This window comes from Nocardioides sp. zg-DK7169, assembly GCF_013155365.1.
In the GTDB taxonomy this organism is placed as follows: Bacteria; Actinomycetota; Actinomycetes; order Propionibacteriales; family Nocardioidaceae; genus Nocardioides.
Genome location: NZ_JABJRA010000012.1, coordinates 19,891 through 44,731, shown reverse-complemented (window position 1 = coordinate 44,731; position 24,841 = coordinate 19,891). Strand labels below are relative to the sequence as shown.

The window sequence follows — 24,841 nt, the reverse complement described above, 5'->3', positions numbered from 1 at the left end:
ACCAGACATGCAGCGCAGCAAGACCTACCGCGCGGCGGCTGAGGCGTTCGACAAGGACGAGCTCTACGCCCCGCTGAACGCGATCAAGATCGCGAAGAGCACCAGCAAGAAGAAGTTCGACGAGACCGTGGACGTCGTCATGCGTCTCGGCGTCGACCCCCGCAAGGCCGACCAGATGGTGCGCGGCACCGTCAACCTGCCCCACGGCACCGGCAAGACCGCCCGCGTCCTCGTGTTCGCGAACGCGGACAAGGCCGAGGCCGCCCGTGAGGCCGGCGCCGACATCGTCGGTGGCGACGAGCTGATCGAGAAGGTCAACGGCGGCTGGCTCGACTTCGACGCCGTCGTCGCGACCCCGGACATGATGGGCAAGGTCGGCCGACTCGGCCGCGTGCTCGGTCCCCGTGGCCTCATGCCGAACCCGAAGACCGGCACGGTCACCCCCGACGTGGCCAAGGCCGTGACGGACATCAAGGGCGGCAAGATCGAGTTCCGCGTCGACCGCCACGCCAACCTGCACTTCATCATCGGCAAGGCGTCCTTCTCCGAGAGCCAGCTCGCGGAGAACTACGCCTCGGCGCTGGAGGAGGTCCTGCGACTGAAGCCGGCCAGCTCGAAGGGCCGCTACATCAAGAAGGTCACCGTCTCCACGACGATGGGCCCCGGCATCCAGGTCGACCCCAACCGCACGCGCAACGTCGCGGTCGAGGACGAGGCCACCGCCTGATCGCGTCCCCCGCACAGCACGAGGCCCCGACCACCGCTTGGTGGTCGGGGCCTCGTCGCGTTGGGGGCCCGGGCCGCACGGGGCGGCCCGGGCGGCCGGGTCAGCCGGCGGCGAGCTTCTCTGCCGCGGCCAGCGCGACGCAGGTCGCGACGCCGGCCATCGCGGTCTCCACCTCGGGGAGCTCGGGGAAGGTCGGCGCCAGGCGGATGTTGCGGTCGCGCGGGTCCTGCCCGAGCGGGAACGACGCCCCGGCCGGGGTCAGCGAGATGCCTGCCTCGCGGGCGAGCTCGACGACCCGGGAGGCGGTCCCGTCGAGGACGTCGAGGTTGACGAAGTAGCCACCGGTCGGGTGGCTCCACTCGGCGACCTCCAGGCCCTCGAGCTCGGCGCGCAGCGCGTCGTCGACGGCCGCGAACTTCGGGGCGATCAGGTCGCGGTGGCGGCGCATGAGTGCGCGCACGCCGTCGGCGTCGCCGAAGAACTCCACGTGGCGCAGCTGGTTGACCTTGTCGGGGCCGATCGAGGCCATGCCGAGGTGCTGGAGGTACCAGGCACGGGTCGTGGGCGACGCGGCCAGCACGGCCACCCCGGCGCCGGCCCAGGTGATCTTGGAGGTCGAGGCGAACATCACCGGGCGGTCCGGGTTGCCGGCCTCGGCGGCCAGGCTGAGGATGTCGGCGCTGGTGACCTCGTCCTCGGTGAGGTGGTGCAGCGCGTAGGCGTTGTCCCACATGATCCGGAAGTCCGGCGCCGCGGTCGGCATCGAGGCCAGGGCGCGCGCCACCTCGAGGGAGCAGACCGCGCCGGACGGGTTCGCGTAGGTCGGCACGACCCAGATGCCCTTGACCGCGGGGTCGGCGGCGAGGGCGGCGACGGCCTCGACGTCGGGGCCGTCGGCGTTCATCGGGACCGTCACCATCTCGATGCCGAGGTCGGCGAGGAGGGAGAAGTGGCGGTCGTAGCCGGGCACGGGGCAGATGAACTTCACCACCGGCTCGTCCTTCCACGGCCGCGCGGAGCCGGGGGCGCCGTGCAGCATCGCGAAGCTGATGACCTGGTGCATCATCGTGAGGCTGGAGTTGCCGCCGCACACGACCTGGGCGACGTCGACCTCGAGCAGCTCGGCGAAGATCTCGCGCAGCTCGACCAGGCCGTCCAGCCCGCCGTAGTTGCGCACGTCGGTGCCGGCCCGGTCGCGGGTGCTCGTGGGCAGCCGCAGCAGGTCGTCGGAGAGGTCGAGCTGGGCCGAGGACGGCTTGCCGCGGGTGAGGTCGAGGCGGAGTCCGCGCGCCTTCAGCTCGGCGTAGTCCGACTGCCTGGCCGTGCGGAAGGCGGCGAGCTCGTCGGCGGACAGGGTCGCGAGGGGGGCACGGGGGCTCATAGTGCGATCCTGCCAGTCGCGCCCACCGTTGCTCCATGTGATCCCCTCCTGCGGACGCCCGCCGTGGCGCGGGCCGCGGCGGCGCCGATTTGGCCGGTACGCCGGGGGCTCGTAGAGTCTGCGTCGAAACCAGAGACCGCCGGTTGTCGTGGCGCACCAGCGCTGCGGCCGAAGGCTCCGCGAGAGCGGGCGTCCAGCGCAGGTGTTGAAGAGCTAGACCCGGGCCTCGGCCCGCAGTCCACGCCCTGAGCACTTGTGCTCGGGGCGTTCGTCTTTCTCCGGGATTGGGCGGTGGTCTCGCCAGTCCGGAAGGAGACCCATGGCGCGGGCAGACAAGCAGGCAGCCGTCGCGGACATCGTTGAGTCGTTCAACGGTTCCGCCGGTGCTGTGCTGACCGAGTACCGCGGTCTCACCGTGAAGCAGCTGCAGGACCTGCGGCGCTCCCTCGGCGAGAACGCCAACTACGCCGTGGTCAAGAACACGCTTGCCAAGATCGCCGCCAATGAGGTGGGCATCTCCGGCTTCGACGACCTGCTGACCGGCCCGACCGCCATCGCCTTCATCAACGGCGACGTGGTCGAGGCGGCCAAGGGTCTGCGTGACTTTGCCAAGGCCAACCCCACCCTGGTCATCAAGGGTGGCGTCCTGGACGGCAACATCCTCGACGCGAGCGAGATCGCCAAGCTGGCCGATCTCGAGTCGCGCGAGGTCCTGTTGGGCAAGCTGGCCGGCGCGATGCTCGCGTCGCTCAGCCAGGCCGTCTACCTGCTCAACGCCCCGCTCTCGCAGGCTGCCCGGCTCGCCGGCGCCCTGCAGGCGAAGCTCGAAGAGTCTGGGCAGGACTCCGCTGAAAACCTCGCAGGTGGTGCCGGTGCGCCGGCCGCCGCCGAGGGCGACACCGCCGAGGCCTGAGCACCCGCTCAGATCACGGCAGCACACCACCTGAAACCCCGGCCGGCCCGCCCCGCGGAGTCGGCCACCGAATGGAAGGAACCGCCACCATGGCGAAGCTCACCACCGTCGAGCTGCTCGACGCGTTCAAGGAGATGACCCTCATCGAGCTCTCCGAGTTCGTGAAGGAGTTCGAGGAGACCTTCGGCGTCACCGCCGCCGCCCCCGTCGCCGTTGCTGCCGCCCCGGCCGCCGGTGGCGCCGCTGGCGGCGAGGAGGCTGCTGCTCAGGACGAGTTCGACGTCATCCTCGAGTCGGCCGGCGAGAAGAAGATCAACGTCATCAAGGAGGTGCGCGCCCTGACCTCCCTCGGCCTGAAGGAGGCCAAGGAGCTCGTCGAGGCCGCCCCGAAGGCGATCCTGGAGAAGGTTGCCAAGGACGCCGCGGAGAAGGCCAAGGAGGCGCTCGAGGGCGCCGGCGCCACCGTCACCCTCAAGTGACACCCCGCCGCCGGGCGCTCGCGCCCGGTGGCACCCGCACCACCGCCGAAGGGCGGCCACCCCAGGGTGGCCGCCCTTCGCCGCATTTCCGGCACCTCGCCGTCCAGGAACGTTTCCGCAGGTGAGGGCGTGGGTAGATCGCAGCCCGGAAGGGGCGGCGGGGCGCTCCGGGCGAGCGCGCGGCCCGGGGACAGGGGCGGGGGTCATGCGTAACCTCGCGCCGGTCACCGCGTTGTTACCGGCGAGTGGGGCGCACGTCACACTCGTGGGAGCAGGTTCCGGCCGACGGGAGTGGCCGGAGCGAGAGGGAGCCAGGCATGGGTGTGGAGATCAGGGTCGAGGGGCTCACGAAGTCCTTCGGGTCGCAGCTGATCTGGGGCGACGTGTCGCTCACCGTCCCCGCAGGGGAGATCTGCGTGATGCTGGGCCCCTCCGGCACCGGCAAGTCGGTCTTCCTCAAGACGCTCATCGGGCTGATCAAGCCCGACCGCGGCTCGATCCTCATCGAGGGCACCGACATCGCCTCCTGCTCGGAGAAGGACCTCTACGAGATCCGCAAGCTCTTCGGCGTGCTGTTCCAGGACGGCGCCATGTTCGGCTCGATGAACCTCTACGACAACGTCGCCTTCCCGCTGCGTGAGCACACCCGCATGAACGAGTCGCAGGTGCGCGACGTGGTGATGGAGAAGATGGACCTCGTCGGCCTGGTCGGCGCCGAGGACAAGCTCCCCGGTGAGATCTCCGGCGGCATGCGCAAGCGCGCCGGCCTCGCCCGCGCCCTGGTGCTCGACCCCGAGATCGTGCTGTTCGACGAGCCGGACTCCGGCCTGGACCCGGTCCGCACGGCGTTCCTCAACCAGCTCATCGTCGACCTCAACGCCCAGATCGACGCGACGTTCCTGATCGTCACCCACGACATCAACACCGCGCGCACCGTGCCCGACAACATCGGGCTGCTCTACCACCGCCACCTGGCGATGTTCGGGCCGCGCGAGATGCTGCTCAGCTCCGAGGAGCCGGTGGTGCGCCAGTTCCTCAACGCCCAGCGGGTCGGCCCCATCGGCATGTCGGAGGAGAAGGACGCCGACGAGCTGGCCGCCGAGAAGGACCAGGAGCTCCCGCCGCTGCCGCCCATCCCGCTGCAGCTCGAGCCCTCCAACGGCATCCCGCGCCGTTCCCAGCGCGAGCCCGGCGCGTGGTGCCGCGAGCACGGCATCGTGCCGCCCCCCGGGTCCTTCGACGGGGCCATGTCCATGGTCACCGGGGCCTGAGGGACGACGTTGGCCTCTCTCACGTCCTCGCGCGCGCTGCGCCCGATCGGGACCGCCGGCAAGCTGTTCGCGTTCGCCCTCGACGTCGGGCGCGCGCTGTTCCAGCGCCCCTTCCAGCTGCGGGAGTTCCTCCAGCAGGCCTGGTTCATCGCCTCGGTCACGATCATCCCGACCGCGCTGGTCGCCATCCCGTTCGGCGCCGTCATCGCCCTCCAGGTCGGCGGGCTGATCAAGCAGTTCGGCGCGCAGTCCTTCACCGGCTCGGCGTCGGTGCTGGCGGTGATCCAGCAGGCGGCGCCCATCGGCACCGCGCTGCTCATCGCCGGTGCGGGCGGCTCCGCGATCGCCGCCGACCTCGGCGCGCGCAAGATCCGCGAGGAGCTGGACGCGATGATGGTGCTGGGCATCGACCCGATCCAGCGCCTCGTCGTGCCCCGGGTGCTCGCCTGCATGCTGATCGCGGTCTTCCTCAACGGCATGGTGAGCGTGGTCGGCGTCGCCGGCGGCTACGTGTTCAACGTCGTCCTCCAGGACGGCACCCCGGGCGCGTACGTCGCCAGCTTCACCGCGCTCGCGCAGCTGCCGGACCTGTGGATCGGCCTGTTCAAGGCGCTGGTCTTCGGCCTGATCGCCGCGATCGTCGCCTGCTACAAGGGCATGAACGCCGCCGGCGGGCCGAAGGGCGTCGGCGACGCGGTCAACGAGTCGGTGGTCATCACCTTCATGCTCCTGTTCATCACCAACTTCGTCCTGAGCACGATCTACCTCCAGATCGTTCCCCCGAAGACGGGCTGAGGGCGCCGCGATGTCGAAGCTCCGCAGCGCCTACCAGAGGCCGCTGGACTCCCTGGACTCCCTGGGTGCGCAGCTCGCGTTCTACCTGCGCGTGCTCCGGGCGATGCCGCGCTCGCTGGTGCGCTACCCGCGGGAGATCATGCGGATCCTGGCCGAGGTGACCCTCGGCTCCGGCGCGTTGGCGGTCATCGGTGGCACCGTCGGGGTGATCCTCGGCATGACCTTCTTCACCGGCGCCCAGGTCGGGCTGTCCGGGTACGCCGCGCTGAACCAGCTCGGTACCGCGGCGTTCTCCGGGTTCATCTCGGCGTACTTCAACACCCGCGAGATCGCGCCGCTGGTCGCCGGCATCGCGCTCGCCGCGACCGTCGGCTGCGGCTTCACCGCCCAGCTCGGCGCGATGCGCATCTCCGAGGAGGTCGACGCCCTCGAGGTGATGGCGATCCCCTCGATGCCGTTCCTCGTCGCGACCCGGGTGATCGGCGGCATGATCGCCATCGTCCCGCTCTACGTGGTCGGACTGCTGTCCTCCTACGTCGCCAGCCGCACGGTGGTCACCCAGTTCTACGGCCAGTCCACCGGCACCTACGACCACTACTTCAACACCTTCCTGCCACCCGAGGACGTGTTGTGGTCCTTCGGCAAGGTGCTGGTCTTCGCCGTCGTCGTGATCCTGATCCACTGCTACCACGGCTACAACGCCTCCGGCGGCCCCGCGGGCGTCGGCGTGGCCGTCGGCCGGGCGGTGCGCACCAGCATCGTGGCGATCAACGTCATCGACCTGATGCTCTCCATGGCCATCTGGGGCACCAGCGCGACCGTACGGCTGGCGGGGTAGCGCGATGATCCTGCGTCAGACCAAGCTCCTGGGCATCGTGTTCCTCGCGCTGCTCCTCGCGTGCGTCTACCTCACCTACGCGGTCTTCACCAAGAAGTTCGCCGAGTACGACGAGGTCACGCTGCGCACCTCCCACATCGGCCTGCAGCTCCCGCAGCGCGCCGACGTCAAGATCCGCGGCGTGATCGTGGGGGAGGTGCTCGACGCCGAGGTGACCGCCGACGGCGCCGAGCTGACCCTGGGCCTGCACCCCGGCGAGCGGGAGACGATCCCGGCGAACGTCACCGGCTCGATCGTGCCGAAGACCCTCTTCGGGGAGAAGTACGTCTCCCTGGAGGTGCCGGCCCGCCCGGCCAAGGAGCCGATCCGGCCGGCGGCGGTCATCGAGCGCACCGAGGTGGCCACCGAGGTGGAGGAGGTCCTCGCCGACCTCTACCCGCTGCTGCGCACCGTGCAGCCGGCGCAGCTCAACGCGACCCTCAACGCGCTGGCGACCGCGCTCGAGGGGCGCGGCGACCAGGTCGGGCAGACCCTCGAGACCCTCGACGCCTACCTCACCCGGCTCAACCCGCAGATCCCCGCGCTCATCGAGGACCTCCGTCTGACCGCCGAGGTCTCCGACATCTACACCGACGTGCTCCCCGAGGTGGCCGAGATCCTGCAGGACACGATCACCACCACCGGCACGCTGGAGGAGCGCGAGAGCGAGGTGACCCGGCTGTTCACCGAGGTCACGGCGTTCTCCGGGACGGCCCGCACCTTCCTGGCCGACAACGGCGACAACCTGATCCGCCTCGGCGAGGTCAGCAAGGACTTCGTGGGCCTGCTCGCCAAGTACAGCCCCGGCTTCCCGTGCCTGATCAACGGCATCGTCGGCGCCGGCGAGCGGCAGGCCGAGGCGTTCCGCGGCTACACCCTGCACATCGTCCTCGAGCTGCTGCCCAACCAGCCCCGGCCCTACACCGCCGAGGACGCCCCGCGCTTCGGCGAGGACCGCGGCCCGACCTGCCTGCGGCTGCCGGACTCCCCGGGCAGCCAGGACAACCCGCTGCGCAGCCAGCCGAACATGGACGACGGCGTCGACGAGCCCACCGGCAAGGGCACCATGCGCGCGCCCACCGGCTTCGGCGGGGACGGCGTCAGCGGCACCCTCGAGGAGGACGCCCTGCTGCGCGAGCTGCTCGGCGCCGCCACCGCCACCCCGACCGAGGACGTCGACGACCTCGGCGTGCTGCTGCTGGCCCCGATGGCGCGCGGTGCGGAGGTGACGCTGCGATGAAGCTGCTGGACCGCCGTACCAGTGCCGACCTGGCCAAGCTGGTCGTCTTCATGGTCGTCACCGCCCTGGCCACCTCGGTGCTGATCGTGATGATCGGCAACCTGTCCTTCGCCGACACCCGCGAGTACCGCGCGGAGTTCACCGACGTCACCGGCGTCAACAAGGGCGACGACGTGCGCATCGCCGGCGTGAAGGTCGGCACCGTGGGGGACATCGAGGTCGTGGACCGCGCGCGGGCCCGGGTCACCTTCACCGTCGAGGAGGACGCCACGGTGAGCGGGTCCACCCACGTCACCGTGCGCTACCGCAACCTCGTCGGCCAGCGCTACCTCGCCCTCGAGGACCGTGTCGGCGACACCGAGCCCCTCGATGAGGGCGACACCATCCCGGTCGAACGGACCAGCCCGGCGCTGGACCTGACGGTGCTGTTCAACGGCTTCAAGCCGCTGTTCCAGGCGCTGTCGCCCTCCGACGTCAACAAGCTCTCCTACGAGATCGTCCAGGTCTTCCAGGGCGAGGGCGGCACCCTCGAGAGCCTGCTGGGCCACACCGCCTCGGTCACCAGCACGCTGGCCGAGCGCGACGACGTGATCACCTCGCTGATCACCAACCTCAACCAGGTGCTCGACCACCTCGGCGACCGCGACGACCAGCTCTCCGAGCTCATCATCAACTTCCGCACCCTCGTCGGCGGGCTCAAGGACGACCGGCGCGCGATCCTGGACTCCCTCGACCAGATCTCCGCGCTCTCGGTCGAGACCGCCGGGCTGGTCACCGGGATCGAGGCGCCGCTGACCGAGGACATCAAGCAGTTGCGCCGCCTGACCGGGAACATCAACCGCAACAAGGGCGAGCTCGACCGGGCGCTGCAGGTGCTGCCGATCAAGCTGGAGAAGATCGGCCGCACCGCCATCTACGGCTCCTGGTTCAACTTCTACCTGTGCCACCTCGAGGGCCGGGTCCGCCTGCCCGGCGGCATCGCGCCCCACGTCAACTACCACGTCGGCTCGGAGAGGTGTGACCTCGGATGAAGCCGTTCCGTGAGCGCAACCCCGTCGTCATCGGCGCCGTGAGCCTCGTCGTGCTCGCCGCCCTCCTGCTCGGCGCGTTCCGCGCGCAGGACCTCCCGCTCATCGGCGGCGGTACGACGTACTACGCCGCGTTCGCCGAGGCCGGCGGGCTGAAGCCGGGCGACGAGGTCCGCATCGCCGGCGTCCGGGTCGGCAAGGTGGAGTCCATCGAGCTCGACGACGGCCACGTCCGGGTCGCGTTCCGCATCGACGAGAGCGCGGAGTTCGGCCGCGACACCCGGGCCACGATCCGGGTCAAGACGCTGCTGGGCGCGATGTACCTCGCCCTCGAGCCGGTCGGCAAGGGCCAGCTCGAGGCCGGCGGGGAGATCCCGGTCGAGCGCACCACCTCGCCGTACGACGTGGTCGAGGCCTTCGAGGGCCTCGCCGAGACCTCCGCTGCGATCGACACCGACCAGCTCGCGGCCTCGCTGACCACGCTGTCGGACCTGACCCGCAACACTCCCGACGAGTTCCGGGCCGCGCTGGCCGGGGTCTCGGCGCTGTCGACCAACATCGCGGACAAGAACGAGCAGATCAACGAGCTGCTCGGCAACCTCAAGCGGGTCTCCTCGGTCCTCGACGACCGCGACCAGGACCTGGTCGCCCTGATGCGCGACGCCGACGTCCTGTTCGCCTCGCTCGTGGGCCGCCGCGAGGCGATCCACGACCTCCTGGTCTCCACCACCGAGCTGTCGCGATCGCTGACCAGCCTGGTTCGCAGCACCCGGGCCGACCTCCGCCCGGCGCTCGCGCAGCTGGAGCAGGTCGTGGAGGTGCTGACGCGCAACGAGGAGAACATCGACAACAGCCTGCGGCTGATGGCGCCGTTCTACCGGGTCTTCGCCAGCACCCTCGGCACCGGCCCCTGGTTCGACACCTACATCCAGAACCTCCCGCCGATCCCGGACCTCGCCAACGGCGGCGGCGTCGGGGGTGGTCTGTGATGAGCCTGCTGCGACGCGCGGTCGCGCCCCTGGTGGTCGCCGTGCTGGCCCTCGCCTTCGCCCTCACCATCCTGGGTGGGGAGGAGACCTGCACCCTGACCGCGAAGTTCCCGCGCGCCATCTCGATCTACGAGGGCAGTGACGTGCGGGTGCTCGGCGTGCCGATCGGCAAGGTCGACTCGGTGACCCCGTCGGGCACCGAGGTCGAGGTGCACATCCACTACGACGCCGACGTCTCGCTGCCCGAGGACGCGCAGGCCGTGATCGTCGCGCCGTCGGTGGTGGGGGACCGCTACATCCAGATCACCCCCGTCCACGACGGCGGACCGGTGCTCGAGGACGGCGCCACGCTGGAGGTCGACAGCACCGCGACGCCGATCGAGCTGGACCAGATCTACGCCAGCATCGACGAGCTCACCGTCGCGCTCGGCCCGACCGGCGCCAACGCCGACGGCGCCCTGAGCGACCTGCTGCGCACCACGGCGGAGAACTTCGGCGGCCAGGGGGCCCAGCTCAACCGGACCATCCGCGACTTCGGCGAGCTCAGCCAGACCCTCGACGACAACAAGGAGGAGCTCTTCGGCTCGGCCGCGGAGCTGGAGTCCTTCATCGGCACCCTGGCGCGCAACGACACGACGGTACGCCGCTTCAACACCTCCCTCGCCGAGGTCTCCACGATGCTCGAGGGCGAGCGCGAGGAGCTGTCCGCGGCGCTGGGCAACCTGTCCACCGCGCTCGGCCGGGTGTCGGTGTTCGTGCGGGAGAACCGCGAGAGCCTCGGGCGCAACGTCACCGGCCTGAACCGGGTGGCCAAGGTGCTGGTCAAGCAGCGCGACGCCCTCGACGAGGTCCTCCGGGCCGGCCCGCTGGCGCTGAACAACCTGTTCCTCGCCTACAACCCGCAGACCGGCACCCTCGACACCAACGCCAACCTCGGCAACCTCGCCAACGAGATCGTCTCCGACCCCGGCCTGCTGCTGTGCAGCTTCGTGGCCCAGGTCGACAAGACCGGCACCCTGTGCGACCTGATCGACTCGATCCTGCCCCGGCCCGGGGCGCTGACGAAGCCCGGCGCCGCCGGCGCGGCCCGCGAGGAGCGGGTCGACCCCAGCTTCGGCGGACTGGTGGAGGTGACCCGGTGACCTCTCGAGCGAGGCGCTTCCTGCGTCCCGTGGCGGCCGCGGTGCTCGGCGCGCTGCTGCTCACCGGCTGCGACGCCGACATCTACGACCTGCCGCTGCCCGGCGGCACCGACGTCGGCGACGACCCGATCACCGTGACGGTGATGTTCCGCGACGTGCTGGACCTGGTGCCGAAGTCGACGGTGAAGGTCAACGACGTCAGCGTCGGGCAGGTCAAGGAGGTCGAGCTCGACGGCTACCACGCGCGAGTGGTGGTCGAGCTGCGCGGGGACACCGAGCTGCCCGACGACGCGGTGGCCGAGATCCGCCAGACCAGCCTGCTGGGCGAGAAGTTCGTGTCGCTGAGCGCCCCCGCGGACGGCGGCAGCAGCGAGCCGCTGGAGTCCGGCGACACGATCGGCCTGGCCCGCTCCGGGCGCAACCCGGAGGTCGAGGAGGTCCTCGGCGCGCTGAGCCTGGTGCTCAACGGGGGCGGCGTCGCGCAGCTGAAGACCATTGCGCAGGAGCTCAACCTGGCCCTCGAGGGGCGCGAGGACGCCGCCCGCTCGGTGCTCACCCAGGTCGACGACTTCGCCGGCGAGCTCGACGACAACAAGGCCGACATCGTGCGCGCCATCGAGTCCCTGGACCGGCTGGCCCGCGAGGTCCGCTCCCAGCAGGACACCATCGACGCGACGCTGGAGGAGCTGCCCAGCGCGCTCACCTCGATCGAGGGCCAGCGCGGCGACCTGGTGCGGATGCTCCAGGCCCTCGACGAGCTCGGCGACGTGGGCGTCGAGGTGATCTCGGCGTCGAAGGAGTCCACGATCGCGACCGTGCGCCGCCTCCAGCCTGTGCTGACCGAGCTGGCCAACTCCGGTGACGGCCTGGTCGAGGCCTTCCACGTGTTCCTCACCTACCCGTTCGTCGACGAGGTGGTCGGCCGCGACCCGCAGGTCGCGCGCAACCTCCACCTCGGCGACTACACCAACCTCTCCGTCCAGCTCGACATCGACCTCAGCCTCGGCATCGACGAGAACGGCGTGCCGCCGCTGCTGCCCAGCGACGCGAACCCGGTCAACATCGTGAGCAACGTGGTGAAGTGCATCGGCTCGGGCCGGCTGGACAGCCCGGCCTGCGAGGAGGTGCGCACCAACATCGGCGGCGTGCTGAAGCTGAAGCAGGAGTGCCTGAAGCCCAAGAACCGGGAGACCGTCGTGTGCCGCCTGCTCAACCAGGTGCCGGGGCTGCCCGACACCGGGATCGGTCCGCTCGACGACCTGCTCGGCGCCATCGGCCTGAGCCGCACGGTCACCGGCGACGCCCGGCCCGCCGGCCCGCGCAGCGGGCTCACGGTGGGCGACCTGCGGGGCGCGTTCGACCCGGCCCTGGTGGACCTGCTCCTCCCCGGGCTGGTGGCCGAGGACCTGGCGACCGAGGGGAGCACCCGGTGATCACCCGTCGTACCCGCATCCAGCTGCTGGTGTTCGTGATCATCACGCTGGTCGGCGTCACCTACGTCGGCGCCCGCTACGCGCGCCTGGACCGGCTCTTCATCGACGACACCTACACGGTGGTCGCCCACTTCACGACCTCCGGCGGCATCTTCGCCGGGGCGGAGGTCACCTACCGCGGCGTGCAGGTCGGGTCGGTGGACCGCCTGGAGCTGACCGACAAGGGCGTCGAGGTGCACCTGTCGGTGGACAAGGACCACGACGAGATCCCCGCCGACGCGCTGGCCGTGGTCGGCAACCGCTCGGCGGTGGGGGAGCAGTACGTCGAGCTCCAGCCGCAGGCCGACGAGGGCCCCTACCTGACCGAGCAGTCGCGCATCGAGGCGAAGGACACCCGCACCCCGATCGCCACCGAGACGCTGCTGGGCGACCTCGCCCGCACCGTCTCCTCGGTGGACCGCAAGGCGTTGCGCACGACCGTCAACGAGCTGGGGGCGGCCTTCGACGGCACCGGGCGCGACCTGCAGCGCATCATCGACACCGGCACCTCCTTCATCGAGACCGCCGACGACAACTTCGAGCTCACGACCAACCTGATCCGCGACGCCAACACGGTGCTGCGCGGGCAGGCGGACTCCGAGAGCGCGCTGCGCACCTTCGCCCGCGACCTGTCCCGGTTCAGCGGCACCCTGGCCGGCGCCGACGCCGACCTGCGCGGGGTGATCGACTCCGGTGCGGTGGCGGCCTCCGAGCTGCGCCGATTCCTGGAGGACAACGGCGTGCAGCTCGGCGAGCTGATCAACAACGTGCGCACCACCGGCGACGTGGCGGTGGCCAACCTCGCCGGCATCGAGCAGCTGCTCGTGGTCTACCCCTACGTCGTGGAGGGCGGCTTCACCGTCGTCTCCAAGTCGCCCGACACCGGGCTGTACGACGCCCACTTCGGACTGGTGCTGACCACCCAGCCGGCCTGTCGGCAGGGCTACGAGAGCACCGACCGGCGCATCCCGCAGGACGGCACCAACCGGCCGATGAACATGGAGGCCGGCTGCACCGAGCCGGCGACCCGCACCAACGCGCGCGGGCCGCAGAACCTCGCCCCCCGCGCGCCGACCGACTACGGCCGCGCCCCCGTCGCGGCGTACGACCCGGAGAGCGGCCGCACCGCGTGGGGCGCCCGCGCCGCACGCCTCGACGGCGGTGGCACGGTCGCACCCGCATCCCTAGGAGAGGAGTCGTGGAAGTGGTTGTTCCTCCAGCCCCTGACCCGGGACTGACGCACGACCCGAGCACCGACGCGCCCACCCCCACGGCGCGGTTCCGGGTCGTCCTGCTCGCGGTCCTCGTCGTGGTCCTGCTCGTCGCCGGCGTCCTGAGCGCCTGGCTGCTCGCCGACCGTCCCGGTGCCCTGCCGGGCCGCGAGAGCGCGGCCGACGCGGTGCAGCACGAGCGCGAGCGGGTGATGGCCCAGACCCGGCAGTTCATGCTGCGCGGGCAGACCTACGGCCCCGACCAGCTCGACGAGGAGGGCCGCCTCACCGAGTACCGCACCCTGGTCGAGGAGGTCGCGACCCCGAAGTTCATGGCCGGCTTCGACGAGACGGTCACGGTCGCCGAGCAGCTGGTCTCCCAGCAGGGGGTCAGCCGCAGCGCGGAGGTGCTGGGCCTCGGCGTCGAGACCATCGACGACGACTCGGCCGTGGCGCTGGTGACCGGGCAGATCACCTCGACATTCCGCAACGCGCGCGGCAAGCAGGTCCCGGCCCGCTCGGACCTGTTCCGGGTGGTGGTCGACCTGGTGCGGGTCGACGGCGACTGGCTGGTCGACGACTTCAACCAGGCATCGGAGGCCGAGAAGTGAGCACCGGGACGAGCACGCCCTCGTGGTACGACCTGCTCGACGTCGAGCCCTCCGCCACCACGGCGGAGATCCGCGCCGCGTGGAAGGCCGCGATCGCCGACCTGGACCCGACCGATCGCCGGTTCCGCACCTTCAGCCAGGCGGCGGAGGTGCTGCTCGACCCCGACCGGCGCGCGGCGTACGACGCGGTCCGGGAAGCCGAGGCCACCGAGACCGGCGGGACCACCGTGGCCTCGGGGACCGCCGAGCCGGAGCCCGCGACGCCTGCGGTGGGCACGCGCGCGGTGCCCGCCTGGCTGCTGGCGCTCGTCGGCGTGCTGGCCGCGCTCGCGCTCGCTGCCGCCTCCTGGCTGTGGTTCCTCGTGCCGGCGGACTCCGAGGTCGAGGACGCGACCCGAGCCGCCCGCGTCGCCGCCGAGACCGCGGTGGTGCCGGTGCTGTCCTACGACGCCGCGGACCTGGAGGCCTCGCGCGCCGCCGCGACCTCCTACCTGACGCCCGGCTACCGCAAGGAGTACGAGCAGTTCTTCGAGGGCGTGATGGCGAAGAACGCGCCCCGCACCGGCACGGTCGTGGAGACCAGCGTGCTGCGCTCGGGCATCGTGCGCGCGGGGGAGGACCGGGTGGAGGTGTTCGTGCTGCTCGACCAGGCCACGACCAACGCCAGGCGCAAGCAGCCCTCGACGATCAAGTACTGGGTCACCGTCACGATGGAGCGCACCGACGACCAGTGGCTGGTCGCCGGTCTCAAGACCCGCGCCTGAGCGTCGTGGAAGCGTCGTAGGATGGGCGACACGGGACTCGCCTGGGGAGAGCCTGCTTGACCTTCGCGACCTGGCCCCGCATGATCTTCGTCAGGATCATGCGACAGGTGGCTGCTGGCATTGCCGCGAGCCTATTTGTCAGGTAGTGTAGCGCTTTGCGCCTGCCCTCAAATGCTTGTCTCCTGCCCGGTTGGATGACCTAGTGGGGGGCGGCGCGTCTCACCGTGCGATTCCGTCGAAGGAAACCTGTTGGCCACGCGCAGCACCTCCGGTAACCCCCGCCGCATCTCTTTCAACAAGATCCAGGACCCCATCGAGGTCCCGCAGCTCCTCTCCCTGCAGACCGACAGCTTTGACTGGCTGATCGGCAACGAGCGCCACCAGGCCGCTCTCGAGCGCCGGCGCGCCGAGGGTGAGGACGTCTCGGACAAGTCCGGTCTGCAGGAGATCTTCGAGGAGATCTCCCCGATCGAGGACTTCTCCGAGACGATGTCGCTCTCGTTCGAGAACCCGGTCTTCTACGACCCCAAGTACACGGTCGCGGAGTGCAAGGAGAAGGACTTCACCTACTCCGCGCCGCTCTACGTCTCGGCGGAGTTCACCAACAACGACACCGGTGAGATCAAGGGCCAGACGGTCTTCATGGGCGACTTCCCGCTCATGAGCGACAAGGGCACCTTCATCATCAACGGCACCGAGCGTGTCGTGGTCAGCCAGCTGGTCCGCAGCCCGGGCGTCTACTTCGAGCGCTCCGTGGACAAGACGTCCGACAAGGACATCTACACCGGCAAGCTCATCCCGAGCCGCGGTGCGTGGCTCGAGTTCGAGATCGACAAGCGCGACCTGGTCGGCGTGCGCCTCGACCGCAAGCGCAAGCAGAACGTCACGGTGCTGCTCAAGGCCCTCGGCTGGACGAACGAGCAGATCCGCGAGGAGTTCGGCCAGTACGAGTCGATGATGCTCACGCTGGAGAAGGACAACACCGAGACCCAGCGCGACGCGCTGCTCGACATCTACCGCAAGCTGCGCCCGGGCGAGCCGCCGACGGAGGAGGCCGCGCAGACGCTGCTGAACAACTACTACTTCAACCCCAAGCGCTACGACCTGGCCAAGGTCGGTCGCTACAAGATCAACAAGAAGCTCGGCCTGCTGGAGGCCTTCGACCAGCAGACGCTGACCATCGACGACATCGTCGCCGCGATCCGCTACATCGTCGCGCTGCACGACGGGCAGAAGCAGCTGGAGACCCCCCAGGGCACCCTGGACATCTCCTCCGACGACATCGACCACTTCGGCAACCGCCGCATGCGCACGGTCGGCGAGCTGATCCAGAACCAGCTCCGCACCGGCCTGGCCCGCATGGAGCGCGTGGTCCGCGAGCGGATGACGACCCAGGACGTCGAGGCGATCACGCCGCAGTCGCTGATCAACATCCGGCCGGTCGTGGCTGCGCTGAAGGAGTTCTTCGGAACCTCCCAGCTCTCGCAGTTCATGGACCAGACCAACCCGATCGCGGGCCTGACGCACAAGCGTCGCCTCTCCGCGCTGGGCCCCGGCGGTCTCTCCCGCGACCGTGCCGGCATGGAGGTCCGTGACGTCCACCCGTCGCACTACGGCCGCATGTGCCCGATCGAGACCCCGGAAGGCCCGAACATCGGCCTGATCGGGTCGCTGGCCTCCTACGGCCGGATCAACCCGTTCGGCTTCGTGGAGACGCCGTACCGCAAGGTCGAGAACGGCCGGGTCACCGACCAGATCGACTACCTGACCGCCGACGACGAGGACCGCTACGTCATCGCGCAGGCCAACGCCGCGATGGACGACGACGGCAACTTCGTCGAGGAGCGCGTGCTGGTGCGCCAGCGCGACGGCGAGGTCTCCGAGATCCTGGCCGACGAGGTCGACTACATGGACGTCTCGCCGCGCCAGATGGTCTCCGTCGCGACGGCCCTGATCCCCTTCCTCGAGCACGACGACGCCAACCGCGCGCTCATGGGCGCCAACATGCAGCGTCAGGCCGTCCCGCTGATCAGGTCCGACAGCCCGCTGGTCGGCACCGGCATGGAGTACCGCGCCGCCGTCGACGCCGGTGACGTCGTCACCGCGACGAAGCCCGGTGTGGTCAAGGAGGTGTCCGCCGACGCCATCGAGGTGATGAACGACGACGGCACCTACTCCACCTACCGCCTGGCGAAGTTCCGCCGCTCCAACCAGGGCACCTGCATCAACCAGCGACCGCTGGTCGACGAGGGCGCGCGCCTGGAGGCCGGCAGCCCGATCGCCGACGGTCCGTGCACCGACAACGCCGAGATGGCGCTGGGCACCAACCTCCTCGTGGCCTTCATGCCGTGGCAGGGCCACAACTACGAGGACGCGATCATCCTGAGCCAGCGCCTGGTCCAGGAGGACGTCCTCACCTCGATCCACATCGAGGAGCACGAGGTCGACGCCCGCGACACCAAGCTCGGCCCGGAGGAGATCACCCGGGACATCCCGAACGTCTCCGAGGAGATGCTGGCCGACCTCGACGAGCGCGGCATCATCCGCATCGGCGCCGAGGTCACCACCGGCGACATCCTGGTCGGCAAGGTCACGCCGAAGGGCGAGACCGAGCTCACTCCCGAGGAGCGCCTGCTCCGCGCGATCTTCGGTGAGAAGGCGCGCGAGGTGCGCGACACCTCGATGAAGGTCCCGCACGGCGAGTCCGGCACCGTCATCGGCGTCCGGGTCTTCGACCGCGAGGACGGCGACGAGCTTCCCCCCGGCGTGAACCAGCTGGTCCGCGTCTACGTCGCCCAGAAGCGCAAGATCTCGGTCGGTGACAAGCTCGCCGGTCGTCACGGCAACAAGGGCGTCATCGCCAAGATCCTCCCCGTCGAGGACATGCCGTTCATGGAGGACGGCAGCCCGGTCGACGTGATCCTGAACCCGCTCGGTGTTCCGCGACGCATGAACATCGGCCAGATCCTCGAGCTCCACCTCGGCTGGCTGGCCAAGCAGGGCTGGGACATCAACCTCTCCGGTGACCCGGAGGACTCGGCCTGGAAGCAGCGCCTGATCAAGATCCAGGCCGACAAGGCCGAGGCGAACACCAAGGTCGCGACCCCGGTGTTCGACGGTGCGCGCGAGGACGAGATCACCGGCCTGCTGGGTGCGACGATCCCGACCCGCGACGGCGAGCGCCTGATCGACGAGACCGGCAAGGCCCGGCTCTTCGACGGCCGCTCCGGCGAGCCGTTCCCCGAGCCGGTCTCGGTGGGCTACATGTACATCCTCAAGCTGCACCACCTCGTGGACGACAAGATCCACGCCCGCAGCACGGGTCCGTACTCGATGATCACGCAGCAGCCCCTGGGCGGTAAGGCCCAGTTCGGTGGCCAGCGGTTCGGCGAGATGGAGGTCTGGGCGATGGAGGCGTACGGCGCCGCCTACGCCCTGCAGGAGCTGCTCACGATCAAGTCCGACGACGTGCCCGGTCGCGTCAAGGTCTACGAGGCGATCGTCAAGGGCGAGAACATCCCCGACTCGGGCATCCCGGAGTCGTTCAAGGTGCTCGTCAAGGAGATGCAGTCCCTCTGCCTCAACGTCGAGGTGCTCAGCCAGGACGGTTCGCGCATCGAGCTGCGCGACGCGGAGGAGGACGTCTTCCGCGCCGCCGAGGAGCTCGGCATCGACCTTTCGCGCCGCGAGCCCAACAGCGTCGAAGAAGTCTGATCGAGCACCCGGGCCGGCGGCCACCGCCGCCGGCCCGGGGCCGATCAGTCCTCAGCTTTGATTTCGAGAACTAACGAAGGACAACAGCCACCGTGCTCGATGTGAACTTCTTCGACCAGCTTCAGATCGGCCTGGCCACCGCGGACGACATCCGCACCTGGAGCCACGGCGAGGTCAAGAAGCCGGAGACCATCAACTACCGCACGCTCAAGCCCGAGCGTGACGGCCTCTTCTGCGAGAAGATCTTCGGTCCCACCCGGGACTGGGAGTGCTACTGCGGCAAGTACAAGCGCGTGCGCTTCAAGGGCATCATCTGCGAGCGCTGCGGCGTCGAGGTGACCCGTTCCAAGGTGCGTCGCGAGCGCATGGGCCACATCGAGCTGGCCGCGCCCGTCACCCACATCTGGTACTTCAAGGGTGTCCCGAGCCGTCTGGGCTACCTGCTCGACCTGGCCCCGAAGGACCTCGAGAAGGTCATCTACTTCGCGGCCTACATGATCACCTCGGTCGACGAGGACGCGCGCCACAACGACCTGTCCTCCCTCGAGGGCAAGGTCGGCATGGAGCGCGAGCGTCTCGAGAAGCGCCGCGACCAGGCGCTCGAGGACCGCAGCCGCAAGCTGGAGGAGGACCTCGCCCAGCTCGAGGCCGAGGGTGCGAAGGCCGACCAGCGCCGCAAGGTGCGCGACGGCGCCGAGCGCGAGATGAAGCAGCTGCGCGACCGCTCGCAGCGCGAGATCGACCGTCTCGACGAGGTCTGGAACACCTTCAAGAACCTGAAGGTCCAGGACCTCATGGGCGACGAGATGCTGTACCGGGAGATGAAGACCTGGTTCGGCAAGTACTTCGAGGGCTACATGGGCGCCACCGCGATCCAGAAGCGCCTCCAGGACTTCGACATCCCCGCCGAGATCGAGTCGCTGCGCGACACCATCGCCAACGGCAAGGGCCAGAAGAAGGTCCGCGCGCTCAAGCGCCTCAAGGTCGTCGACGCCTTCCGCAAGACCGGCAACAAGCCCGAGGGCATGGTCCTCGACGCCGTCCCGGTCATCCCGCCGGACCTGCGTCCGATGGTGCAGCTGGACGGTGGCCGCTTCGCGACCTCCGACCTCAACGACCTGTACCGCCGCGTGATCAACCGCAACAACCGCCTCAAGCGCCTGCTCGACCTCGGTGCGCCGGAGATCATCGTCAACAACGAGAAGCGGATGCTCCAGGAGGCCGTCGACTCGCTGTTCGACAACGGCCGTCGTGGTCGCCCGGTCACCGGCCCGGGCAACCGGCCGCTGAAGTCGCTCTCCGACATGCTCAAGGGCAAGCAGGGTCGCTTCCGCCAGAACCTCCTCGGCAAGCGCGTGGACTACTCGGGCCGTTCGGTCATCGTGTCGGGTCCGCAGCTGAAGCTGCACCAGTGCGGTCTGCCCAAGCAGATGGCGCTGGAGCTGTTCAAGCCGTTCGTGATGAAGCGCCTGGTGGACCTGAGCCACGCGCAGAACATCAAGTCCGCCAAGCGCATGGTCGAGCGCGCCCGCCCGGTCGTGTGGGACGTGCTCGAAGAGGTCATCACCGAGCACCCGGTGCTGCTGAACCGTGCGCCCACGCTGCACCGCCTCGGCATCCAGGCCTTCGAGCCCCAGCTGATCGAGGGCAAGGCCATCCAGCTGCACCCGCTGGTCTGCACGGCCTTCAACGCCGACTTCGACGGTGACCAGATGGCGGTGCACCTGCCGCTGTCCGCCGAGGCGCAGGCCGAGGCCCGGATCCTGATGCTGTCGACGAACAACATCCTCAAGCCGTCGGACGGCCGTCCGGTGACCATGCCTACCCAGGACATGATCATCGGCCTGTTCTTCCTGACCCAGGACCGTCAGGGCCAGCCGGGCGAGGGGCGTTCCTTCGTCTCCCAGGCCGAGGCGATCATGGCGTTCGACCGCGGCGAGATCTCGCTGCAGTCGAAGGTCAACATCCGCCTGCGCGACCTCGTGCCGCCGAAGGGCTTCGAGACCCCCGAGGGCTGGGAGCCCGGCCAGCCGCTGGTCCTCCCGACCACGCTGGGCCGCACGATCTTCAACGACACCCTTCCGGCCGACTACGCCTACGTGAACAACAAGGTCGGCAAGAAGGAGCTCGGCGCGATCGTCAACGACCTCGCGGAGCGCTACACCAAGGTCGAGGTCGCCGCCTCGTTGGACGCCCTGAAGGACAACGGCTTCCACTGGGCCACCCGCTCGGGCGTCACGGTCTCCATCGACGACGTCACCACGCCGCCGGACAAGAAGGAGATCCTCTCCGACTTCGAGGCGAAGGCCGCGAAGGTGCTCAAGCAGTTCGAGCGCGGTCTGGTCACCGACGACGAGCGTCGCCAGGAGCTCGTCGAGATCTGGACCGAGGCCGGCAAGCGCGTCGGTGAGGCCATGGAGAAGGCGTTCGTCGACACGAACCCGATCCACATGATGGTGAACTCGGGCGCGTCCGGTAACTACAACCAGATCCGCCAGGTCGGCGCCATGCGTGGCCTCGTGGCCAACCCGAAGGGCGAGATCATCCCGCGCCCGATCAAGGCGAACTTCCGTGAGGGCCTCTCGGTCCTGGAGTACTTCATCTCCACCCACGGTGCTCGCAAGGGTCTGGCCGACACCGCGCTGCGTACCGCCGACTCGGGCTACCTGACCCGTCGTCTGGTGGACGTCTCGCAGGACGTCATCATCCGTGAGGACGACTGCGGCACCGAGCGCGGTCTGCCCAAGCGGATCGGCGAGCGCCTCGAGAACGGCACCGTGGTCAAGCACGAGAACGCCGAGACCGCGGCGTACGCCCGTGCCGCCGCCGTCGACGTGGCCCACCCGGAGACCGGCGAGCTCCTCGCCGCCGCCGGCGACGACCTCGGCGACGTCAAGATCGCCGAGCTGATCGCGGCCGGCATCGAGGAGGTCAAGGTCCGCTCCGTGCTGACCTGCGACGCCCGCACCGGCACCTGCGCCAAGTGCTACGGCCGCTCGCTGGCCACCGGCAAGCTGGTCGACATCGGTGAGGCGGTCGGCATCATCGCCGCCCAGTCCATCGGTGAGCCCGGCACGCAGCTGACCATGCGTACCTTCCACACCGGCGGTGTGGCCTCCGCGGACGACATCACCCAGGGTCTGCCCCGCGTGGTCGAGCTCTTCGAGGCCCGTTCCCCGAAGGGTCGTACGCCGATCGCCGAGGCCGCCGGTCGCGTCGAGATCGAGGACTCCGACAAGGCCCGCAAGGTCATCCTCACCCCCGACGACGGCTCCGAGGTCCAGGAGTACCCCGTCTCGAAGCGCTCGCGCCTCAACATCGAGGACGGCCAGCACGTCGAGGTCGGTCACCACCTGACCTCGGGTACCCCGGACCCGCAGGACGTCCTGCGGATCCTGGGTGTGCGCAAGGCCCAGGAGCACCTCGTGGACGAGGTCCAGGAGGTCTACCGCAGCCAGGGCGTGGCGATCCACGACAAGCACATCGAGATCATCGTCCGGCAGATGCTGCGCCGGGTGACGGTCATCGAGTCGGGCGAGACCAACCTGCTGCCCTCCGACCTCGTGGACCGCGTGATCTTCGAGGAGGAGAACCGCCGCGTGGTCTCAGAGGGCGGCAAGCCGGCCTCGGGTCGCCCGGTGCTCATGGGCATCACCAAGGCCTCGCTGGCGACCGAGTCGTGGCTGTCGGCCGCCTCCTTCCAGGAGACGACCCGCGTCCTCACCGACGCTGCCATCCACGGCCGCTCGGACTCGCTGCGCGGTCTGAAGGAGAACGTGATCATCGGCAAGCTGATCCCGGCGGGCACCGGCCTCGAGCGGTACCGCAACATCCGGGTGGAGCCCACCGAGGAGGCCCGCGCCGCGGCGTACTCCGTCACCGGCTACGACTCCTACGACTACGAGTTCGGCGGCACCGCCGGCGCCGCGGTCGCCCTGGACGACTTCGACTTCGGTTCCTACCAGAACTGATCTCGCGCGTCCTCGCAGTCACGAGACGGCCCCGCTCCCTCCTGGGAGCGGGGCCGTCCCGCGTCCGGGCACCGCTCGGCGGTCCCGCGGGAGGCGTGGTGGCTTGGTGGCGTTCCCGGTGCCCTGCGAGAATCGCCGGGTGAGCACCCCTGCCAAGACCGACGTCCTCGTGGTCGGCGCCGGCCCCGCCGGTGCGGCCGCCGCCGCGTGGGCCGCGAGCTCCGGCGCGGACGTCGTGCTCGCCGACGCGGCGGTGTTCCCCCGGGACAAGACCTGCGGCGACGGCCTGACCCCGCGCGCGATCGCCGAGCTGGACCGGCTCGGGCTCACCGACTGGGTGCGCTCGCACACCGTCAACCGCGGGCTGCGCGCCCACGGCTGGGGCCAGGTCCGCGAGCTGCCCTGGCCGCGCGGTGAGCACCCCTCGTGGGGCTCCGCCGTCGCGCGCACCGAGCTCGACGACCACCTGCGCACCGCGGCGCTCAAGCGCGGTGCGGTGGGCGTGGAGAACGCCCGCGCCGTGGACGTGCGGATGGACGGGGACAAGGTCGCCGCCGTCGTGTTCCGGCGCGACGGCGAGACCTTCGAGATCGGCTGCGAGCGCCTCGTCGTCGCCGACGGCGTGCGCTCGCCGCTCGGCAAGGTGCTGGGCCGCGAGTGGCACCGCGACACCGTGTACGGCGTGGCCGGGCGCTCCTACGTCGCCTCCACGCGCAGCGACGACCCGTGGATCAGCTCCCACCTCGAGCTGCGTGACCAGGAGGGCACCGTGCTCTCCGGGTACGGCTGGATCTTCCCGCTGGGCACCGGCGAGGTGAACCTCGGCGTGGGCGCCCTCGCCACCGCCGCGCGCCCGGCGAACATCGCGGTGCGTCCGCTGATGAGCCACTACGCCGACCTGCGCCGCGAGGACTTCGGCCTCTCCGGCGAGCTGCGCGCGCCCGCGTCCGCGTTGCTGCCGATGGGCGGCGCCGTGAGCGGCGTGGCAGGCGCCAACTGGGCCCTGGTCGGCGACGCCGCCGCCTGTGTGAACCCGCTCAACGGCGAGGGAATCGACTACGGCCTGGAGACCGGTCGCCTGGTAGCCGAGCTCCTCGCCGACGGCAGCGACCTGGCCACCGCGTGGCCGGCGGTGCTGCGCGAGCACTACGGGGAGGCGTTCTCGATCGCCCGCCGGCTCGCGGGGATCGCCACCGTGCCCCGGCTGATCGCCACGCTCGGCCCGGTCGGGATGCGCAACGACTGGCTGATGACCCTGGCGCTGCGCTGGATGGGCAACCTGGTCGACGAGGAGGACCGCGACCGGGCCGCACGCGTGTGGCGCTGGGCGGGTCGCCGCTCGATCGCGCGCGACCACCGGCCGCCGTTCTCGTGAGCCGGCCGCTGGTCCAGCGGGTCGCGGCGTACGCCGTCATCGTCCGCGACGGGCGGATCCTGCTCAGCCGGATCGCCGAGCGCATCGCCCAGGGCGAGATGTGGACCCTGCCCGGCGGCGGCCTGGAGCGCGGCGAGGAGCCGCGCGCGGCGGTGGTCCGCGAGGTCCACGAGGAGACCGGCCTAAGGGCCACGGTGGGGGAGCGCGCCCGGGTCTACACCTTCCACCAGCCCGCCGCGTGGCGCGACGGGCGCCGCGTCGACGTGTGGTCGGTGCGGATGGTCTACGACGCCTGGGTCCCGGTGGACGCGCCCGCGCCGCACGTCGTCGAGGTCGACGGCTCCACGGTCGAGGCCGCGTGGCAGCCGCTGGCCGACGTGCTCGACGGGACCCTGCCGGTCACGGCGCTGGTGCGCGAGGCGCTGGCCGACCACGAGGCCGCGCGGCACCAGCGGGTGGCGGCCTACGCCCTGGCGCGTCGCGGCGACGCGGTGCTGCTGACCCGGATCTCCGCGCGCGGCGCCCACCCCGGCAGCTGGACGCTGCCCGGCGGCGGGATCGACCACGGCGAGCAGCCGCGCCGCGCGCTTCACCGCGAGCTGCGCGAGGAGTGCGGCGTGGAGGCCGAGGTGGGCGAGGTGCTGGAGGTCCACGACGTGCACTTCACCGGTACCGCGCCGACCGGACGCCGCGAGGACTTCCACGGCGTGCACCTGGTCTTCTCCGCCACCGTGGCGCCCGACGCCCGGCCGGAGGTGGGCGAGGTCGACGGCACGACCGATGCCGCGGCGTGGGTGCCGCTCGCCGACATCGAGTCGGGGGCGGTGCCGGTCCTCGACGTGGTCCGCGCCGCGCTCGACGCGGACGCGCGCCGTGGCTGA

The 24,841-nt window shown here is 70.3% G+C and carries 19 protein-coding genes; 18 read left to right on the top strand and 1 reads right to left on the bottom strand.

The genetic code is table 11. The features are described 5' to 3' along the window. Positions 1–7 precede the first annotated feature (7 nt). Positions 8–727, top strand: a complete 720-nt coding sequence (rplA, locus tag HOQ23_RS17165) for a 50S ribosomal protein L1 (RefSeq protein ID WP_172216112.1) — start codon at positions 8–10, stop codon at positions 725–727. Positions 728–827: 100 nt separating this feature from the next. Here the strand turns inward: rplA and HOQ23_RS17160 are convergent, their stop codons facing one another. Beyond that, positions 828–2,108 (bottom strand): aminotransferase class I/II-fold pyridoxal phosphate-dependent enzyme, encoded by a 1,281-nt coding sequence (locus HOQ23_RS17160; RefSeq protein ID WP_172216110.1) that lies wholly within the window; start codon positions 2,106–2,108, stop codon positions 828–830. A gap of 319 nt (positions 2,109–2,427) precedes the next feature. Here HOQ23_RS17160 and rplJ point away from each other — a divergent pair, with 319 nt between their 5' ends. From rplJ to HOQ23_RS17075, 17 genes are all read left to right on the top strand, one after another. Continuing rightward, a complete protein-coding gene (gene rplJ / locus HOQ23_RS17155; RefSeq protein WP_172216108.1) occupies positions 2,428–3,021 on the top strand; it encodes a 50S ribosomal protein L10 in 594 nt (197 codons plus the stop codon). 89 nt (positions 3,022–3,110) lie between these two features. Further along, complete coding sequence (gene rplL / locus HOQ23_RS17150; protein WP_172216106.1) at positions 3,111–3,500, top strand: 50S ribosomal protein L7/L12; 390 nt, start codon at positions 3,111–3,113, stop codon at positions 3,498–3,500. A 317-nt stretch (positions 3,501–3,817) separates the two neighbouring features. Next, positions 3,818–4,771, top strand: coding sequence for an ABC transporter ATP-binding protein (locus HOQ23_RS17145; protein ID WP_172216104.1), 954 nt, complete (start codon positions 3,818–3,820; stop codon positions 4,769–4,771). Positions 4,772–4,780: 9 nt separating this feature from the next. Then, positions 4,781–5,566: an ABC transporter permease gene (locus HOQ23_RS17140; protein ID WP_172216102.1), complete on the top strand. Its 786-nt coding sequence runs from the start codon at positions 4,781–4,783 to the stop codon at positions 5,564–5,566. 10 nt (positions 5,567–5,576) lie between these two features. After that, positions 5,577–6,404 carry an ABC transporter permease gene (locus HOQ23_RS17135; RefSeq protein WP_172216100.1) on the top strand — a complete coding sequence of 276 codons (828 nt, stop codon included), beginning with the start codon at positions 5,577–5,579 and terminating at the stop codon, positions 6,402–6,404. Between the two features lie 4 nt (positions 6,405–6,408). Then, the gene (locus HOQ23_RS17130) at positions 6,409–7,683 is read left to right on the top strand and encodes an MCE family protein (RefSeq protein WP_172216098.1); all 1,275 of its coding nucleotides are present in this window, start codon (positions 6,409–6,411) and stop codon (positions 7,681–7,683) included. After that, positions 7,680–8,714 (top strand): MCE family protein, encoded by a 1,035-nt coding sequence (locus HOQ23_RS17125; protein ID WP_172216096.1) that lies wholly within the window; start codon positions 7,680–7,682, stop codon positions 8,712–8,714. The genes HOQ23_RS17130 and HOQ23_RS17125 overlap by 4 nt, the downstream gene beginning before the upstream one ends. Beyond that, positions 8,711–9,700 carry an MCE family protein gene (locus tag HOQ23_RS17120; protein WP_172216094.1) on the top strand — a complete coding sequence of 330 codons (990 nt, stop codon included), beginning with the start codon at positions 8,711–8,713 and terminating at the stop codon, positions 9,698–9,700. Before HOQ23_RS17125 ends, HOQ23_RS17120 begins: the two co-directional genes overlap by 4 nt. Further along, complete coding sequence (locus HOQ23_RS17115) at positions 9,700–10,842, top strand: MCE family protein (protein WP_216654358.1); 1,143 nt, start codon at positions 9,700–9,702, stop codon at positions 10,840–10,842. Before HOQ23_RS17120 ends, HOQ23_RS17115 begins: the two co-directional genes overlap by 1 nt. Next, positions 10,839–12,275 (top strand): MCE family protein, encoded by a 1,437-nt coding sequence (locus HOQ23_RS17110; RefSeq protein ID WP_172216090.1) that lies wholly within the window; start codon positions 10,839–10,841, stop codon positions 12,273–12,275. Before HOQ23_RS17115 ends, HOQ23_RS17110 begins: the two co-directional genes overlap by 4 nt. Next, a complete protein-coding gene (locus HOQ23_RS17105) occupies positions 12,272–13,552 on the top strand; it encodes an MlaD family protein (RefSeq protein WP_172216088.1) in 1,281 nt (426 codons plus the stop codon). Before HOQ23_RS17110 ends, HOQ23_RS17105 begins: the two co-directional genes overlap by 4 nt. Beyond that, on the top strand, positions 13,513–14,136 hold the full coding sequence (locus tag HOQ23_RS17100) for a hypothetical protein (RefSeq protein ID WP_172216086.1): 624 nt from the start codon (positions 13,513–13,515) through the stop codon (positions 14,134–14,136). The genes HOQ23_RS17105 and HOQ23_RS17100 overlap by 40 nt, the downstream gene beginning before the upstream one ends. Further along, a complete protein-coding gene (locus HOQ23_RS17095) occupies positions 14,133–14,900 on the top strand; it encodes a DnaJ domain-containing protein (RefSeq protein WP_172216084.1) in 768 nt (255 codons plus the stop codon). The genes HOQ23_RS17100 and HOQ23_RS17095 overlap by 4 nt, the downstream gene beginning before the upstream one ends. Before the next feature lie 249 nt (positions 14,901–15,149). Then, positions 15,150–18,614 (top strand): DNA-directed RNA polymerase subunit beta, encoded by a 3,465-nt coding sequence (locus HOQ23_RS17090; RefSeq protein ID WP_172216082.1) that lies wholly within the window; start codon positions 15,150–15,152, stop codon positions 18,612–18,614. A gap of 92 nt (positions 18,615–18,706) precedes the next feature. Further along, positions 18,707–22,585, top strand: coding sequence for a DNA-directed RNA polymerase subunit beta' (locus HOQ23_RS17085; protein WP_172216080.1), 3,879 nt, complete (start codon positions 18,707–18,709; stop codon positions 22,583–22,585). Between the two features lie 139 nt (positions 22,586–22,724). Beyond that, on the top strand, positions 22,725–23,960 hold the full coding sequence (locus HOQ23_RS17080) for a geranylgeranyl reductase family protein (protein WP_172216078.1): 1,236 nt from the start codon (positions 22,725–22,727) through the stop codon (positions 23,958–23,960). Further along, entirely contained in the window at positions 23,957–24,841 is an 885-nt protein-coding gene (locus tag HOQ23_RS17075) for an NUDIX hydrolase (RefSeq protein WP_367650554.1), read from the top strand. The genes HOQ23_RS17080 and HOQ23_RS17075 overlap by 4 nt, the downstream gene beginning before the upstream one ends.